Consider the following 15,958-nt stretch of genomic DNA (forward strand, 5'->3'; position numbering starts at 1 on the left):
GTGAGCCAGAAAAGATCAGACATGGTCACCGCTCGTTTTTCGAACCGTGAATCATGCACCAACGCGGAAATCAATGGGTCCTGACCCTAACGATGACTGCTGCAATCGAACTGGAAGAAAAGTTGAAACAAGAGGGCAAGTGTTTGGGAGACATCGATTCCGTCTGGCGGCGCAAAGCACAGTTAGTGGAACGCTACCACAGAGGAAAAAACTGATGCCTGCTCTATTTGTACTGGACGTGGATGAATTCCGTGGCATCGCCGATGCTGCTAAAGAAATGAGTGACTGCACGGTCACCGATATGGGTATGGGTTATTTCAAGATCGAAAGCCCCACCCAGCTCGTCTTCAACCGCAAGGCACTTAACCTAAAGCCGGCACTTTGGTACAGTATGTTCACGGCCGGTATGAATGGTGAAATCGCGGAATTCGGGCGCGAGGAAGTGCGCCTAGTCAACACGAACCGCTAGTCAAAGCTAAGCTGGAAACACAAGAATGAAGTCGGCAACTGCCGGTTTGCGCGGCGCTGATTGGGATTTCAAAAAGCTTCCGTCGACAGCAAAACAGGAAACCATCGTCACCTGAACACAGGACAGAGCACTGCACTTGGCCTTCTTTGTCCGCGAGAAGAAATTCGCATAGTTGTGACCCTGCAGCATCCTTGCGAGTTTGTTGTATCCATTCATGCCACACAACGGATTCAAACATCCAACGCGAAGCCGCTGCAATCCGTGGTTCATCCAGACTTATCTTACAGCAAATGTTGCGCATTGCGAAAAAAACGATACAGTCGACCGCGTTCAGATCGCCGCGCGTATGGCAGCGCGCGAGCAAGTGAATGAAGGCAGAGCTTCGCCACTGGATCGGATAGCTGCAATGCATGCGCCAATCTTCAATATCTGGCGGACTGACGCCGAACTGCGAAACGGATCGCTGAGAGGGCTCAACCCTTATGCGTCCTACTGCGGTCGCATCTGTTCCGGTTTGCTTTGCGCCACCGAAAACTGGTTTTCGAACTGGTCGGGGCTTAGCTCGAATGCATCCATGATCAAATGCAGATCAGATGTCATACACCCCACACTGCTCATCCGTTGTGGCGGTGATAGCACCGTTTTTGCTCGGGATTTCAATACGAAGTTCGACGCCAGTTGTGCCGATGACAAGGAGCATCTCGTGTTGCCATGTGGCCATCATAACCGTCCTGTCTCTGTCGGTGCCGCAGAGGGCCTTTTATCTGCCTGGGACGCCTGTTGGACCTGGCTGAAAAACCGATTCCAGACCCATGAACGTTGATGTTCAACTTAGCGTTCGAGAGCCGATCTCGGGAGTGGTTTACCCCCAGCAAGATGAGCTCAAGTCTTACCTGGAGGCGGGCGAATTTACCCTGACTACCTTGGCGCAAGCCTTCAAGGCATCTGCACAAAAGTTCCCCAAGCGACGGGTTCTTGCCGGTCCTGAGGGAGGTATGACTAGTGCCCAGCTTGATCGCAGGTCAGATCGATTGGCGCTGGCGCTCAAAAAACTCGGGCTGGAGCAAGGAGACCGGGCGATTTTCCAACTGCCCAATTGCAATGAGCTGTTCGTCTGTCTTCTGGCATGCTTCAAGGCCCAAGTCATTCCGGTTTGTACGTTGCAAGCCCACCGCACTGCCGAAATTAGCTATTTGGGTAAACACTGTGACGCTAAGATTCATTTCGTTGCAACGGATGATGCTAACTTTGATTTCGGCGTTTTTGCCAAGCAGATACGGGACGATATTTCGACGATGGATCACACGATCGTTGTACGCGGATCCGTTCCCACGAATTTGCCCAATGCGCATGACATGAGAATGATGATAAAGCGCCAAAGTGTCAGGGAGGCACGCGACTATGTCACGTCTCAGGATCGTGACCCGCTGCAGGTTGCATTGTTTCAGCTGTCAGGCGGTAGTACCGGCATGCCAAAAGTCATCCCACGCTTTAACTACGAATATGCTTATCAGCTGAAGCAAGTCATAGCCTTTAATGAATACCGCGAAACGGATGTTATCATGCTTCCAACGCCTGTGATGCACAATGCAAATATGGGCTGTGCTTCCCTGCCGATTATCCTTGCGGGCGGCACTTATCTTGTGTCCCCCGCTATTAACCCGCGTCTGTTTTTTAGAATGCTGATCCGATATCGCCCGACCTTGATGGGTGTGGCCGGACCCTTGCTTGAGAAATTCCAGAAACTGGGGATTTCAAAGAAGTACCGACTAACTTTACTGGGTGTGGTCGGAGCCTATGCGCTGGGGCGGTTACGGGCTGTGGTCTCAATGAACTCTGCCGCCGAAGTGGAGCGCAACCTGCACGTAACAGGTTTGCAACTTTATGGGATGACGGAAGGCTTTTTAACCTTTGGAAAAACAGGCGACCCCAAACCAGCACGGTACGAAACAGTTGGTCGCCCCATTTCGAAGTTGGACAAGGTGCGTATTGTCTCACCCGGTACTGAAGAGGATCTCCCGGTCGGAGAAGTCGGCGAACTGCTGGTGAAAGGTCCCTATACGATACGTGGTTTCTATAAATCTCCCGACCTTGACCGCGTATCATTCACATCGGACGGGTATTATCGCACCGGCGACCTGATGCGTGCAAAGGTATTCGAGGGAGACCTCTATTATGCATTTGAGGGGCGAACGAAGGACGTAATCGACCGGGGTGGCGAGAAGATCAACTGCCACGAGGTGGAGCGTGCCATGATGTCTCACCCGGATGTTGTTGCTGCGGCTCTGGTGGCCATGCCGGACAGAAAGTTTGGAGAGCGGGCTTGCGCAATGCTAACCCTTACTGAGAATGCACTACCTTTGACTGTAAAGACAATTGGTGCATTCCTTGAGACGGCGGGACTGGCAAAGTACAAATGGCCGGAACGTGTAGAAATCATGGAAGAAATACCGGTCACGAATATCAACAAACCGGATAAAGTAAAGATGCGTAAGATCATCCGAGAGTTGCTTGAAAGTGAAGGTAAGAGTGGTGGCTAAGCCAAAAGATCTTGTTGTAACACACAAGATGCTTTGGAATGAATGTTACTTGGCCGGTGTAGTGTGCACTGGCTGCTTCACCTGTTTTACGCTTGAGGCCTTCGACGACTCCAGAGACGCCCTTTTTGATGCAAGCTTTGGTCGCAAAAACTGGTCAGCAGGATTAGGAACTCATGCAGTCGATCTATCCATGGTACATGTCAAGTCGCTTTGCTCAGAAGATGAGATCAGCATCTGCATTCGTGTCAGTAGAAACAGGCAAAAGACACTCGATCTGACCTCGAAAGCTTATGTTTCGGATCGGCAGCTCAGGTTCACTGCCGATCCAGGGATCATCTGCGTGGTTTCCTCTGATTTGAAGCCTACTGACCTACCAGAAGAATCTATGCTGGCGCTAACGTAGTGAGAGTTCTGAGTAGATAGATGCAAACGAAACACGAGAGAGATTGTTGTGTAGGCGCCATCAAGCTGAAGGAGCAGGCCAATGAGCGATGAGCAACGTTCGCCTCAAGTGTCAAATCAGAAACAAGAATTACTGAGCAGTGTTTCAGAGGTTTTGGCTCAAAGCGGCAGCGCAGGAATTTCGATGAGCGAACTGGCAAAACGTATTGGAGTGAGCCGTCCGTCGCTATACTATCATTTCACTGACCGCGTTGATATCATGAGCAAGTTGGTCGAAGATATTACCACCGACGTAGACCTCCTTATGAAATCCTTAGAAACCCGCGAATACGCTTCTCCAATAGAGCGTTTGTCTGACCTCTGCCGCGAACGCGCGTTGCTCATCTTTAGAAAAAAGTATAACTTCCAGCTCCTGGTACGGAGGGACGAAAGCCTACCAAAAAGAGTTGTCGAAGCGCGCAAAGCATTGAAGAAACGCGTGTTCCTTTATCACAGGGGAGTGGTCGAACAAGGCTGTGTGGCTGGCGTATTTTCTGTTAGGAATCCGACTGTGGCGACCCATGGTATCATCGGCATGATCAACTGGTCAGCATGGTGGTATGACGAACGCGAATGGGACGCGGAAACACTGGCCGACCAACTTGCCGCCATGTGCCTTGAGACTGTTTCCGCTTCTGATCGAGAGGAGCTGAGTGCCGACCCTGCGCTTAGCATCCCGGAAATTTTCGAGGATATCGAAACATCACTCGCCATGCTTAGGGATGCCGTATCAAAGTCGTAGGTTCGGTACAGCTTCAAGCCAGCAACCCAACTGGGATGTGCCGCTAACTTTGGATCTGGATTACGAGTATGAATCTATCGACGTTTGGTGTCCGCATGTTGATCTCTAGGATGGGTTCAACAGACGCATAAATTTAGTCAGATAAACAGTGCGATTTACCCAAATTGGGTGTTTCACTATTTGATACATGTTTCATCATACGAAACACGGTGATTGTCGATCATTACAAAACCAAAGTACACCAAACGTGCACCGGCTAAACGGTCGCTCACTCAAACTGGCCACGGTTCGCATGTATTTTACCGGATCTTTCGGGCAGGCTGTCACGTTGGGAGGAACGTAATCCTCTCTCCTCCCAACGTGACCCAACTAACTAATCTGGTGCATGGATAGACCCTTCTCCAATGTGCCGATAACGTGAGGGGGTCAGTCATCCCTTTTTCTGATCCCCTCATGCGTTCCCATCAATCGACAGAGTTTAAGAGCCGGTCTGCTGTGCTTGTTTTCCCCGTACGTAAAGCAATCTGACGCCGCGTGAGTTGGCTGTTCGCTTTACCGACACAGAAAAGTACTTCGTGTCAGAGGATTCGATCTATCGCATCCTCTAGCCTAACAACCTGATCACTAGCCCAGCCTATGTGGTTCTGTCGGCAACAGATGAGTTCCACGAGAAGACAACACGGCCGAACCAGCTATGGCAGACCAACTTCACCTATCTGAATGTGATCGGCTGGGGCTGGCTCTATCTGTCGACCATCCTCGATGATTACAGCCGCTACATCTTCGCCTGGAAGCTCTGCACGACGATGAAGGCCAGCGATGTCATCGATACGCTGGATCGGGCTTTGCAGGCTTCGGGCTGTGCCTAGGCGACCGTTTTCCACAACCCACGGCTGCTCAGCGACAACGGGTCCAGCTACATCTCTGGTGAACTTGCTGAATGGCTGGAAGATCAGGAAAACGATCATGTCCGAGGGGCACCATGCCATCCGCAAACTCAGGGAAAGATCGAGCGCTGGCATCAGACCTTGAAGAACCGCATCTTGCTCGAAAACTACTATCTTCCCGGTGACCTTCAGCAGCAGATCGATGTTTTCGTCGATCACTACAATCACCGGGCTACCACGAAAGCCTACAAAACCTCACGCCCGCTGATGTCTACTTCCGACGCGGCCAGCCCATTCAAAACAACGAGAAAGGATCAAACGAAAGACCATCGAAACGCACCGCTTACTTCACCGCAAAGCCGCCGCATAATCAATCCAACCAGATGCGTCACTCCCTCTCTTAGCTCTGGCCGCCATCTGTCCCAAAATCCCTGACGACGGACATGGCATCTATCCAAGATCATTCTGGAAGAACGGAGACAAAAAGCGTCTAAATGGGACGCTGCGTCAGGAAGTTCTGCATGCTGAATGGTTCACACCGACCGAACATGCAAAGATGGCCATCAATCACTGACAAGCAATCCAATCACACACGCCTCCATCAGGTGTTCAAAATGCACCCACCGGTGCCGACAACATCAGAGAAACACCGCATCCGTGGTCCAGGGACAGGGGGCTACGCAATCAAATACCTGAACCGTTTTCCCCTATTATATGTCTCCGTAGATCAACTTTCTAATATCCTGAGATACGCCCACCAAGTTGTTGCGGCATCCTAGCTTGTTTCGGATTGCGATCCCACCGAGCACATTATTGTTTTGTACTAGCATTGGAAACGAAACAGTGCAGGAGTTCTCCTCCTCGGCGAACCCAAGCTCCCGTACCAGATTGAGCCGTTCGTCGAATTTCGGCGAAGAGATTTCCTGACGCTCTAGATTGCATGCCGATGAAACATACTTCTCTATATGTCGCTGACGTTGGTTAGCGCTCATATGAGCCAATGCCGCGTGACACAAACTGGACCAAGCAAAACTCTCTGGTTCGCAGCCAGTTGCAATACCTATTTCAGTAGACTCTTCGATTAACAGTACGCCTGGTTCTGAGAATAGCGCTAAGTCTATATGCACATCATATCTCTTGGAAGCCATTGCTACGCGCGGGAGCAATGCGTCTAGTTCCGGTAGCGGGATTCTTGCGTTTGCAAATGAAAGTTCTGTGGACGATGTAATAAGATACTGCTTACCACACAACGTTGCGCGCACCCATCCAATTTGGATAAGCATGTGCAAACCCCGGTGAATAGCGGTCTTATTCTGCCCTGTCCGTACGGACAGTTCCTCTCGCGTTAACGGTGACTCCAGCAACAACGCGTTCAATATGGAGAAACACCGAGACGCCGACCCCTTTGCTACACAAACAGGCACATGCCTATGAGGCACAATTCGATTATGCTTCAAAATAAACCCTCGTTAAAAACCCACCGGCTTGCCGGGTTTGGCAAGACCTGCTATCCGCAACTTAGCGGCTGGAACGGCGAGGAAACTCGGGTTAGTTCATCGTTCATCTTGGGAATATGAACGATTAATATTATATTCATATAGCGTTAATGAATCGGTCTTTGTGCAATTTCTGTGGTGTTCGTTGTGGCCTTTTGAGCACAGTGGTCTGTCTGTATTGAATAAACTTGGATGTGGCACAAACTTTTGGAACGGCCGGAGCTAGCGGCTTTATGGCCACATCTATCCTGTAATCTCAGCAAACACTCGAAAGTCACAAATCGTGTCCCTAGAGAATTGCTTCTATTGCGGATCATGTTGGCTACCGCAATGCAATCGATTGTGGCTGATTCTGATCTGAAAGATTTGGACCAGCACATGCGCCTTACGCGTTGTTTGATGAATCTGTGATCCTGTTCGATCATGCTGTTCAAATATTTAGACCTGATCGCTAGTACTTTGGCTGGACAGCCGAACCGCTACAGAATTCTGTTCACTTCTCGAATGCCAACTGCATTGTCGCCACTATTATCTATGATGTTTTTTAGCTGGAACCGCATTTGAGAAGAGTGCTTTGGCAAACAACCTAATGATGCTGGACGATTGCGGTAGATCGCACGACGCTGAACCGGTGGGTGACAAAATACGCTAGTGCAATTGCCGATGTTGCGCGCAGGCGAAAGGGACTGTGCGACCGTTCCTGGAGAATGGACGAGACTTACATCAAGGTGAAAGGAGCGTGGGTTTATCTCTATCGAGCTGTCGACAAGCACGGCAAGACGCTTGATTTCATGCTTTCACAGCGTCAAAACGAACCTAACACCACCAAATTCTTCGCTCGGATGCTGAAGGTCAACGGCCTTCCGAAAAAGATTGTAATCGACAAGAGCGGAGCTAACACCGCCGGCATAAAGGCGATCAACAAGATGTTAAGGTGAGAGAAGCCTCTGTGATGTAACCCACATCGTCGAGCCGAAGACACAGCGCAGCGGTGGACAAGGCAAAGGCGTAAGACGCACGGTCGCGAAGTTTAACATAGGTGCTGAAGGTCCAGTTGTGATCCGGGACTGTCACCGACAGAATGCGCTCACCTGCAGAGAGCGTGTGTTCTATGTGGGGTCTATCGCCCGGAAGCGTGTGCAAGTCTTCAACTGCCAGAATGCGCTCTTTTCCATCAATGGTTCAGCAGGTGACTTTTGCGCCTAATGCGACCAGGGCCACGGCGAGATCACCGACGTAATTTGCAATACATCCTGTGCCTCGCCCCAAAATGGCCAGGCCGTGTTCGTGTCCACCGATTGCATCGCAACCCGCACCTGGCGCGCGCTTATTGCACTTTGATGCGGTGTCCTGGAAGTAGGCCCAACCGCCCCGAACGTGCGCAGATGGGGGTTACTAGGAACACAAGGAGAACGCACGATGTAGTGAACATTCGCTGCAAGGCGTTTGAATTGGCGGGAAGCGGGACGAAGTACTAAATCGCTGCGGTTGCACCAGAGTCAGCTGTCAAGAAACGGTGGTTTGAGCAAGGGACGGCACGATGGAGGGTTTTTTTGAACAAGCCGCGCGAGAAGCTGGAGATGAAAACCAGCGCGATTAGGAAAAGGATAAGGAGGTCGAGAAGGACCGGGGCATCGACCGGAGGCCGACGCATGAGCTCTGGCTGTTGATGAGGCGGTAAGCAGTCTGTTACTGTTCTTCATGGGAACGTGTGCCCAAAAAACGACGCAATCTAACCTGATCGGCAGGGGCAAAAAGAGTAGCTTGAACTACGCTCAGAAGTGTTCAATAATCGGGAATGCCACTGAACTTTACAGGATACTTTCTGACTGACATCACAGGTATGTCGGCTACCGAGCAGACCCAGGGTGCCAGTGGTACATGGACCATTGATGCGTCAGCGACCTCATCGACGATTACGGTCTCCGACGGGGCCAATGCGCGCGTTTTTTCGGGCGATCGCAACAACGACATCCCCACTGACCCAACCCAGACCTTTCTCGACGAATTCATCTATTGGGAGGTTATCTCGACCTACTCTGGGTCAGATGGAAACACATATACAGCCGTTGTTTTCGAGTATGACCTAAATGGCAACGGTATCATCACGAATTCAGAAGAAGCCTTTTTCATCGCATTTATTCCCAATGGGTTTAACCCTAACGCAGTGACCCTGGCCTCGCTTGGTAATGGGCCAGGCGGCTTGCCGGCTGGAACAGTACCCCCGCCTGGCGTTACGCTGACCCGCATCAGTATACGCTCCAATGCGAGATCTTTGACATTTGTCTGCCTGTCATCGATGAGCCTGATCCAAACCACGAACGGGCCCAGACAGATTGGGGAAATTCGCACTGGTGATCTTGTCGAAACCCGTAACGGGGCAAAACCAATCCGCTGGACCGGCAAGCGCAAGTTCTCGAAGGCGCAGCTTGTGGCAAATCCCAAAATGTTCCCGGTGCGCATCACCAAAGGAAGCGTTGGCCATGGCCTGCCAGATCGCGATCTTCTGGTCTCGCGCCAGCATCGGTTGCTGATTTCCTCAACCATTGCCAAGCGGATGTTTGGCCACGCCGAGGTGTTGATCCCCGCGATCAAGCTGATTGAAATGCCGGGCATCTATGTCGACACCGAGGTTGAGGGGATCGAATACTGTCACATCCTGTTTGATGCCCATGAGGTGATATTTTGCGAAGGCGCACCAACCGAAAGCCTTTTGCCCGGACCGCAGGCACTTGAGTTGATGCCGCCAGAGGCTCGTGAAGAGATATTGGCGATCTTTCCTGAGCTTCATCAGAACGCATTGCCTGCGGCGGTTGAAATTCCTCCGGCCAAAAGACAGCAGCGTCTCATCGAGCGGCATATCAAAAACGCCAAACCGCTCCTTTCCCACGACGCCTTGGCCTTGAATTGATCTTTAAAATTCCGGCGCTTTGCCGTGTTCGTATCCCTTCAAAGCCCTGGGACACAATTTAGATTACTGTCCAGTTTTCTTAGACCATTTCACCATTGCTACCATGATACGTTACTAAGCCATATCCTAGGGGTATCGGGTCCATTGCGGTACGGGGCGAAATGACACTCTAAGCGTTTTGGCTCAGCTGCCGTTCGCGCAGAGCGAGGCGGATTCAACGAGAGAGCCCAAACTGCTGGATGCTGCACAACAAGCGGATAGCTGCGAATGGTGTATTTCGTTAAAAAACTCTTACTTGATCGTGAGGTAAGTCGCTGATTCAATTTTCCCCGAGGATGGAAGGGCTGAGCGATGATGGGGCCGAAGCAGGAAGCGCAGGCGGCGTTTTTCTACGAATTCACTCTTGAGGATCATGTTCCCCAAGACCACCTGCTGCGCTCGATTGATCTCTTTGTCGATCTGGATGGCATCCACGCCTATCTCGCAGATTTCTACAGCCACACCGGTCGGCCATCCGTCGATCCGGAACTGCTGATCCGTATGCTGCTGGTGGGGTATTGCTTCGGCATCCGATCCGAACGGTGGCTTTGTGAAGAGGTGCATTTGAACCTAGCCTATCGCTGGTTCTGTCGTCTCGATCTGACTGACCGCGTGCCTGACCATTCGACGTCCTCCAAAAACCGGCATGGCCGGTTCCGTGAGAGTGAGCTGCTGAGTCAACTGTTCGAAACGACTGTTGCGCGTTGCATCGCAGAAGGTCTGGTAAGCGGCCAGCGCCTGGCAATTGATGCCAGCCTGATCGAGGCGGATGCCAACAAACAGAATTCGACACCCAAAGAAGAATTGTGCGCTTCCGACATCGACCCGACCGATGCCCCTCGCGCCGTTCGCGAGTATCTCGACACGTTAGATGAAGCCGCATTCGGTGCTGCCAGCGAGGTGCAGCCTAAGTTCACCTCCCATTCCGATCCGGCCAGCCAGTGGACAGCAGCCCGCAAGGGCCCTGCATTATTTAGCTATTCTGACAATTATCTGATCGACACGGATCACGGGTTATCGTCGATGTTGAAGCCACACGGGCCATCCGACAAGCCGAGGTCGGATCAACCAAAACCATGCTGGATCGGGTAAAGGACAAGTTCGATCTGCATCCAGAACGGCTGATCGCCGACACGGCTTATGGCACCGGGCCACTTCTGGGCTGGCTGGTGGACCACGAGATCGCACCGCACATTCCTGTCTTTGACAAATCTGGGCGCAACGACGGTACCTGGACCCGCGCAGACTTCGAATGGGATGCCAAAGGCGCGCATCCGGTCAGCCACATCGCGGGCTACAAGGGCTGGGTTCATGCCGATGGCTATTCCGGCTTCAAGGGGTTGTTCGGAGCGAACAAGACGGATGAGATGGCGTGCATGGCCCATGTCCGACGCAAGTTTGTCGATGTCTTTGCATCCCAGGGCAATGCCACCGCAGAAGAAGCGATCCGCCGGACTGCGGAACTCTACGCAGTGGAAAAAGAGGTGCGTGGCAAATCGCCACTGACACAAGCCATCCGCTACGCTCTTGGCCGGATGCCGAAGGCGCGAGCATACCTTGAGAACGGCCATCTGGAGTTCGATAACAATACGGCCGAACGCGCTTGTCAAACCCGTGGCTATCGGTCGAAAGAACTGGATGTTCGCAGGATCCGAGCGCGGCGGCAAAGCCATGGCCATCGCCTTCACCCTCATCGAAACCTCCAAACTGAACAACGTCGATCCAAAATCCTGGCTCACATGGGTTCTGGCTCAGATCGCCGACCACAAGATCACACGCCTCGACGAACTCCTCCCATGGCGTTACGCTGCCCAGGCAGCGCAACAAGCACCGCATAGTCTCAAAAGGGCGGTTTCAACGGACGGGCACTGTTCATGCCGCCCTTGGTGCGGTCAATCAGGCGCCTACGCCCCACTTTTTGATGCCCATACTGGTCGCTGTTCGGTGGGCTTTGAGATAAGTCTCATCAATCATGACTGTCTTTTCTTCCCCGTGACTGGCGGCCAACCCGATCACCATCTGCGTGACGATGCCTTTGTAGCTTCACCGTTTCCAACGATTGTACAGGGTCTTACAGACCCCATGGGCTGCGGGAGCATTTCGCCATCGTAAGCCGTTGTGATTGATAAGATAATCTCACTCAGTACCCGCCCGCCATCAATACGAGGCTTACCGCAAGAGTTGGGAAAGAAGGGCTCAAGACGCGCCATTTGCGCCTCTGTTAGTCAGAACAGACATGTTCATCGCCCGTTTTTTTGAACCGTGAACCATGCCGCTCGCCGGAAATCAATGGGCCCTGACCCGAAGTGCTCGTCATCTGCTAAAAAACAAGCCATTCAAGTTCGTTTTGTATCCAATAAATCATATAGCACGGCGAATACCACTATTTTCTGAAACACTTGTGTAGTTTATCTCAGCTAGTGGTTTACAGTTTTTTTCCGACCTCAATACAAGTCTCTTCGCCTGAGCACCGCCGAGGAAGCGGCGTGCTTTCGAGAAATTTGGGGGCAATTCGGACTTTGTGTGATCCCAGTCTGGAAACAACGAGAAGATTTTCTGCCTGCTAACTTCGCTCAATGACTTTAGAGATTCGGGACCAAGATATAGGCTTTCGCAAAGAGCACCATTCGCGGAAACAATTTCGTGGTCATCAAATAATATGTGGAAGTATTCAACGTCCTGCATTTGTGAAAGCGCATATATTCCTGCCCGGTTCGTCAGATGCTTCGCAGCGGCCAAGTTTTCCGGTGCATCAAACATTCTCTTGGCGATTGTACTGGAAATCAGCAATCGGTGTTGTGGTGAAACCAGAAGATCACTTTCCGGCATATCTTGCCCCATACTTCCCGATGACACGAGAATAGGAGCTACTCTATCCGCAGATTGAGCACTAATTCCTTCAACTAGATGAGATCCTATCCAAAGAATAGGTTGATAGCCCTTGTCAGCTGTCCAAACCAAATCACCGGATTTCAGTTTTTCTATTTCTACTTGACCGCGAATGGTTAAGATTTTAGTACCTCTAACAAAGCAAGGTATTTGCGTACCATTAAAGGCCAAATCGGTCGGGGTCCAATCCTCACGATTGACACTTGAGGTGCCATCCATTGCTGTAGCTCGCCCAGAGAACTGAATGCTGACAATTTCACCCGAGTTCAATTGATTATTCGCGCCTACCCTATCGCCGTCAAATACAAGAAACAAATTCCCACGGTCATCTTGAATGATATCAATCTCACGAGATCGCCTGGAGCCATCAGCATATGTGACTATGACCTGGTTCCTTAGCGGACCGGTCGATGGGTTGGCCCACTGCAAATAGGCGTCAAATTCACTTTGAACCACTCCGTTGCCATCATTCAAGTTATATTCGAGGGTGTCAGTGTATTGAGTCCCATCAACATGCAAGCTTTGCGCATTTTGCTTGCCCGTAGGATCATTACTTGTGGCATTGATAGTAACCAGTTTTTCGTGCAGAGGATCTGTGTCGCTTCCGAAAGTCTGGTTTTGGAAAATAGAATTAGGACCGCGCGATGTGTCCGCTCCCTCCATATCAACGTTACCCTCGACTGGGTCGATGATAGTGCTGAGGTTTCCTAGATAGATTGCGCTCACTTGTGTTGTGATCGGCATGACACTCATATCTCCGGTTAGCGTTCCATTTCGGCCCTTCTAGCACCCGGGCATTCGGGGAATTGGCTTTGATTGGTACAGCAAATTTCTGAGTCTACTTTTTGGTATGCGTCTAGATGACCCATTAAGTTCTTGAAGGTGATAATCGCTTGGAGTTTTTGTAGGTGCCAAATTGGCAGTTGCACTTATTGAAACAATACGAATGCTGGGACCGACTCCGGCTCGGTGCATAATAGGGCGTCCCGCCCGGAACAAATCGTCGATTGCGCACGCGTCATCGAAAATCTCGACTTCAGTGCCAGCGAGCTGAAAAAGACTGATGAAATCAGTTCGGAAGAAAATATCAATTTGTGTGAACCGCTCCGGGTTTGCCGGAGGCTCCAATTCTTGAGTAGGATGGAGCATCATGAGCGAGACAACGAAGAAGTATTCCGCCGAAGTGCGCGAGCGTGCCGTTCGCATGATTTTGGACAATCCCGGGCAGCATGAGAGCCGCTGGTTGGCGATCCTGTCGATTTCATCGAAGATCGGTTGTGCACCGCAGACACTGAACGAATGGGTCAAGAAGGCCGAAGTGGATCGGGGTGCGCGTGCTGGCGTGACGAGCGAGATGGCCGAGAAGCTGAAGGCGCTGGAGCGCGAGAATCGCGAACTGAAGCAGGCCAATGAGATCCTGCGCAAGGCGTCGACATATTTTGCTCAGGCGGAGCTCGACTGCCGGTCCAGGACATGATCTCCTTCATTGAAGAACACCGCGACGACATCGGGATCGAGCCGATTTGCAGGCACCTGCCGATTGCCCTGTCTACTTTCTACGATCACATGACCAAGCGGGCGAACCCTGATCTTCTGTCCGATCGGGCTAAGCGCGACGCGGCGTTGCGGCCTGAGATCGAGCGGGTCTGGGAACAGAACTACAAGGTCTACGGCGTGCGCAAGATCTGGTATCAGATGCGCCGCGAAGGCATCGATGTCGTCCGCAGCACGGTGGCGCGGCTGATGAAGGATATGGGCCTGGAGGGTGTCATTCGAGGCAAGAGCCCGAAGACGACAATCCCGGACAAGTCCCAGACGTGCCCGTTGGACAAGGTGAACCGCGAGTTCAAGGCCCCGGCGCCAAGTGTTCTTTGGGTCAGTGATTTCACCTATATCGCCACATGGCAGGGCTTCGTTTATGTGGCATTTGACATCGATGTCTTTGCCCGTCGCATTGTCGGTTGGCGAGCCGTATGGCCAATGCAGGCTTCGCTGGAGCAGGTCGTCCATCAGCGACAGCCAGGGGCGGGCGTGGTGCATCATTAGGATCGCGGGTCGCAATACCTGTCAATTCGCTACACCGAACGGTTGGCAGAAGCAGGCATAGAGCCATCAGTCGGCAGCGTCGGGGAGTCGTATGACAATGCCCTGGCCGAAACGATCAACGGCCTGTTCAAGACCGAACTCATCCACCGCAGCGGCCCATGGCGCAGCTTCGACGCCGTAGAATACGCCACCCTCGAATGGGTCGACTGGTTCAACAACCGCCGCCTACTAGAACCCATCGGAAATATCCCGCCAGCTGAAGCCGAAGCGAACCTCTACGCAGCTCTGGAAAGATCAGACATGGCCGCGTAACTTAAACAAATCAGCCTCCGGCAAACCAGGAGCGGTTCAGACCTACCGAATTCCAATGAAATAACCACGACCACGGATGTTGTGTATTAGCTTCGTTTCAGTTCCTACATCGATCTTTTTGCGCAATCTGCTCACATAGACCTCAACAACGTTTGTTAGTGGATCGTTCGATGTTAACCAGACATTTTGTAAAATTTTTGCACGACTTAGTACTTTGTCACGTTCTTCCATGAGGTATTCGAGCAGAGCAAATTCTAGCGATGTAAGTTCAATAATTCGATCGCCGCGGCTAACAGAGAGGGTATCAAGATTGAACTGTAAATCTTCGACCTGCAGTATTCTTTGCTGTGACGTCAGTTGCTCGCCTGATTTGCGACCAACTATGTTACGAATTCTTGCTAGCAACTCTTCAAATGCAAAAGGTTTCGTCATGTAGTCATCAGCCCCCATTCTAAGGCCAGTAACCGCATCTTCTGACGAATCTAGCGCTGTCAACATGATAATGGGCGTCTGATTCCCTTGCATCCGAATCTCATTGCAGACTTGGCGACCATCCATTTCGGGCAACATCAGATCAAGTATGACAGCATCCCATTCAGATTGAACGGCCTTTTCAAGTCCAGCTTTCCCGTCTTTACAGAAATCAACCACATAACCCTCCGCACGGAGACCACGCAACAGAAACTCTGCTATCTGTTCATTGTCTTCAATAACAAGTAGACGCATATAACTCCTCGGATGCAAATTTGAGGGGCTTGTAGCATATGTGTTTGAAATAGCTAGGTGCTTCTTCGTCCAATATACTAAGTCTGGAGATCACAACCTAAGAACTGCTGTCGCAGTTAGACCGATCGACCGTAAAAAGGCCTTTGGGCTTCGAAACGGGTAGAAAGCATAGGATTTTTGACGACGGCCTTGCCCTTCCAAAACGGCAAGAAAAACTTAACCTAGGCGGTGACATCACTGTCCTAGCCCCAAGCAACTGCGGCACTATTTTGGTATCACCCGAGAGATGATAGATGTCTCGGAAGAGGCGCTTTGATGAAGACGCGTTGAAGCTTTCATGGGAGATTGACGTTCATTTACATCACGCACTAGGGTCAGGACTCATAGCCAGTATATGACGAGTGCTGCGAGTGCGATTGCGGACAAGAAGACCTTGGGGCACCTGTCGTAGCGGGTTGCT

The 15,958-nt window shown here is 51.4% G+C and carries 8 protein-coding genes, 6 pseudogenes and 1 other annotated feature; of the genes and pseudogenes, 10 read left to right on the forward strand and 4 right to left on the reverse strand.

The features are described from left to right. The first annotated feature begins 214 nt into the window (after positions 1-214). From ACR0DH_RS19865 to ACR0DH_RS19885, 5 genes and pseudogenes are all read left to right on the forward strand, one after another. The gene (locus tag ACR0DH_RS19865; protein ID WP_480551841.1) at positions 215-469 is read left to right on the forward strand and encodes a hypothetical protein; all 255 of its coding nucleotides are present in this window, start codon (positions 215-217) and stop codon (positions 467-469) included. 812 nt (positions 470-1,281) lie between these two features. Next, complete coding sequence (locus ACR0DH_RS19870; protein WP_480551842.1) at positions 1,282-3,009, forward strand: AMP-binding protein; 1,728 nt, start codon at positions 1,282-1,284, stop codon at positions 3,007-3,009. Then, a complete protein-coding gene (locus ACR0DH_RS19875) occupies positions 3,002-3,412 on the forward strand; it encodes an acyl-CoA thioesterase family protein (RefSeq protein WP_480551844.1) in 411 nt (136 codons plus the stop codon). Before ACR0DH_RS19870 ends, ACR0DH_RS19875 begins: the two co-directional genes overlap by 8 nt. A gap of 81 nt (positions 3,413-3,493) precedes the next feature. After that, positions 3,494-4,192 (forward strand): TetR/AcrR family transcriptional regulator, encoded by a 699-nt coding sequence (locus ACR0DH_RS19880; protein WP_480551846.1) that lies wholly within the window; start codon positions 3,494-3,496, stop codon positions 4,190-4,192. 518 nt (positions 4,193-4,710) lie between these two features. After that, a pseudogene (locus tag ACR0DH_RS19885) lies at positions 4,711-5,449 on the forward strand (transposase); the annotation flags it as partial. A 340-nt stretch (positions 5,450-5,789) separates the two neighbouring features. Here ACR0DH_RS19885 and ACR0DH_RS19890 read toward each other — a convergent pair. Further along, the gene (locus ACR0DH_RS19890) at positions 5,790-6,518 is read right to left on the reverse strand and encodes a helix-turn-helix domain-containing protein (protein ID WP_480551793.1); all 729 of its coding nucleotides are present in this window, start codon (positions 6,516-6,518) and stop codon (positions 5,790-5,792) included. 659 nt (positions 6,519-7,177) lie between these two features. On the opposite strand from ACR0DH_RS19890, the pseudogene ACR0DH_RS19895 reads away from it, so the two are divergent. The 4 genes and pseudogenes from ACR0DH_RS19895 to ACR0DH_RS19910 all read left to right on the forward strand — a co-directional run. Next, a pseudogene (locus ACR0DH_RS19895) lies at positions 7,178-7,510 on the forward strand (IS6 family transposase); the annotation flags it as partial. A gap of 863 nt (positions 7,511-8,373) precedes the next feature. Next, entirely contained in the window at positions 8,374-9,486 is a 1,113-nt protein-coding gene (locus ACR0DH_RS19900; protein ID WP_480551787.1) for a Hint domain-containing protein, read from the forward strand. A 351-nt stretch (positions 9,487-9,837) separates the two neighbouring features. Next, positions 9,838-10,784: pseudogene (locus ACR0DH_RS19905) on the forward strand (transposase); the annotation flags it as partial. Then, positions 10,773-11,346 (forward strand): annotated as a pseudogene (locus ACR0DH_RS19910) (IS66 family transposase); the annotation flags it as partial. The pseudogenes ACR0DH_RS19905 and ACR0DH_RS19910, both read left to right, overlap by 12 nt. A gap of 46 nt (positions 11,347-11,392) precedes the next feature. Here the strand turns inward: ACR0DH_RS19910 and ACR0DH_RS19915 are convergent. Together ACR0DH_RS19915 and ACR0DH_RS19920 are read right to left on the reverse strand one after the other, a co-directional pair. Next, a pseudogene (locus ACR0DH_RS19915) lies at positions 11,393-11,735 on the reverse strand (transposase); the annotation flags it as partial. A 151-nt stretch (positions 11,736-11,886) separates the two neighbouring features. Then, entirely contained in the window at positions 11,887-13,158 is a 1,272-nt protein-coding gene (locus ACR0DH_RS19920) for a Hint domain-containing protein (RefSeq protein ID WP_480551789.1), read from the reverse strand. Positions 13,159-13,564: 406 nt separating this feature from the next. Between ACR0DH_RS19920 and ACR0DH_RS19925 the strand changes: the two are divergent. Then, positions 13,565-14,772: pseudogene (locus ACR0DH_RS19925) on the forward strand (IS3 family transposase). After that, positions 13,846-13,962, forward strand: a sequence feature (AL1L pseudoknot). (Overlaps the previous pseudogene by 117 nt.) Before the next feature lie 42 nt (positions 14,773-14,814). Here the strand turns inward: ACR0DH_RS19925 and ACR0DH_RS19930 are convergent. Next, positions 14,815-15,498 carry a response regulator transcription factor gene (locus tag ACR0DH_RS19930; RefSeq protein WP_480551791.1) on the reverse strand — a complete coding sequence of 228 codons (684 nt, stop codon included), beginning with the start codon at positions 15,496-15,498 and terminating at the stop codon, positions 14,815-14,817. Between the last annotated feature and the right edge of the window lie 460 nt (positions 15,499-15,958).

This window comes from Ruegeria sp. I1, assembly GCF_056532675.1.

What these genes read in the sequence shown, in the direction of transcription:
- ACR0DH_RS19920 (WP_480551789.1), bottom strand. Translation starts at nt 13,158, where the DNA reads ATGCCGATCACAACACAAGTGAGCGCAATCTATCTAGGAAACCTCAGC.
- ACR0DH_RS19930 (WP_480551791.1), bottom strand. Translation starts at nt 15,498, where the DNA reads ATGCGTCTACTTGTTATTGAAGACAATGAACAGATAGCAGAGTTTCTG.
- ACR0DH_RS19900 (WP_480551787.1), top strand. Translation starts at nt 8,374, where the DNA reads ATGCCACTGAACTTTACAGGATACTTTCTGACTGACATCACAGGTATG.
- ACR0DH_RS19865 (WP_480551841.1), top strand. Translation starts at nt 215, where the DNA reads ATGCCTGCTCTATTTGTACTGGACGTGGATGAATTCCGTGGCATCGCC.
- ACR0DH_RS19880 (WP_480551846.1), top strand. Translation starts at nt 3,494, where the DNA reads ATGAGCGATGAGCAACGTTCGCCTCAAGTGTCAAATCAGAAACAAGAA.
- ACR0DH_RS19870 (WP_480551842.1), top strand. Translation starts at nt 1,282, where the DNA reads ATGAACGTTGATGTTCAACTTAGCGTTCGAGAGCCGATCTCGGGAGTG.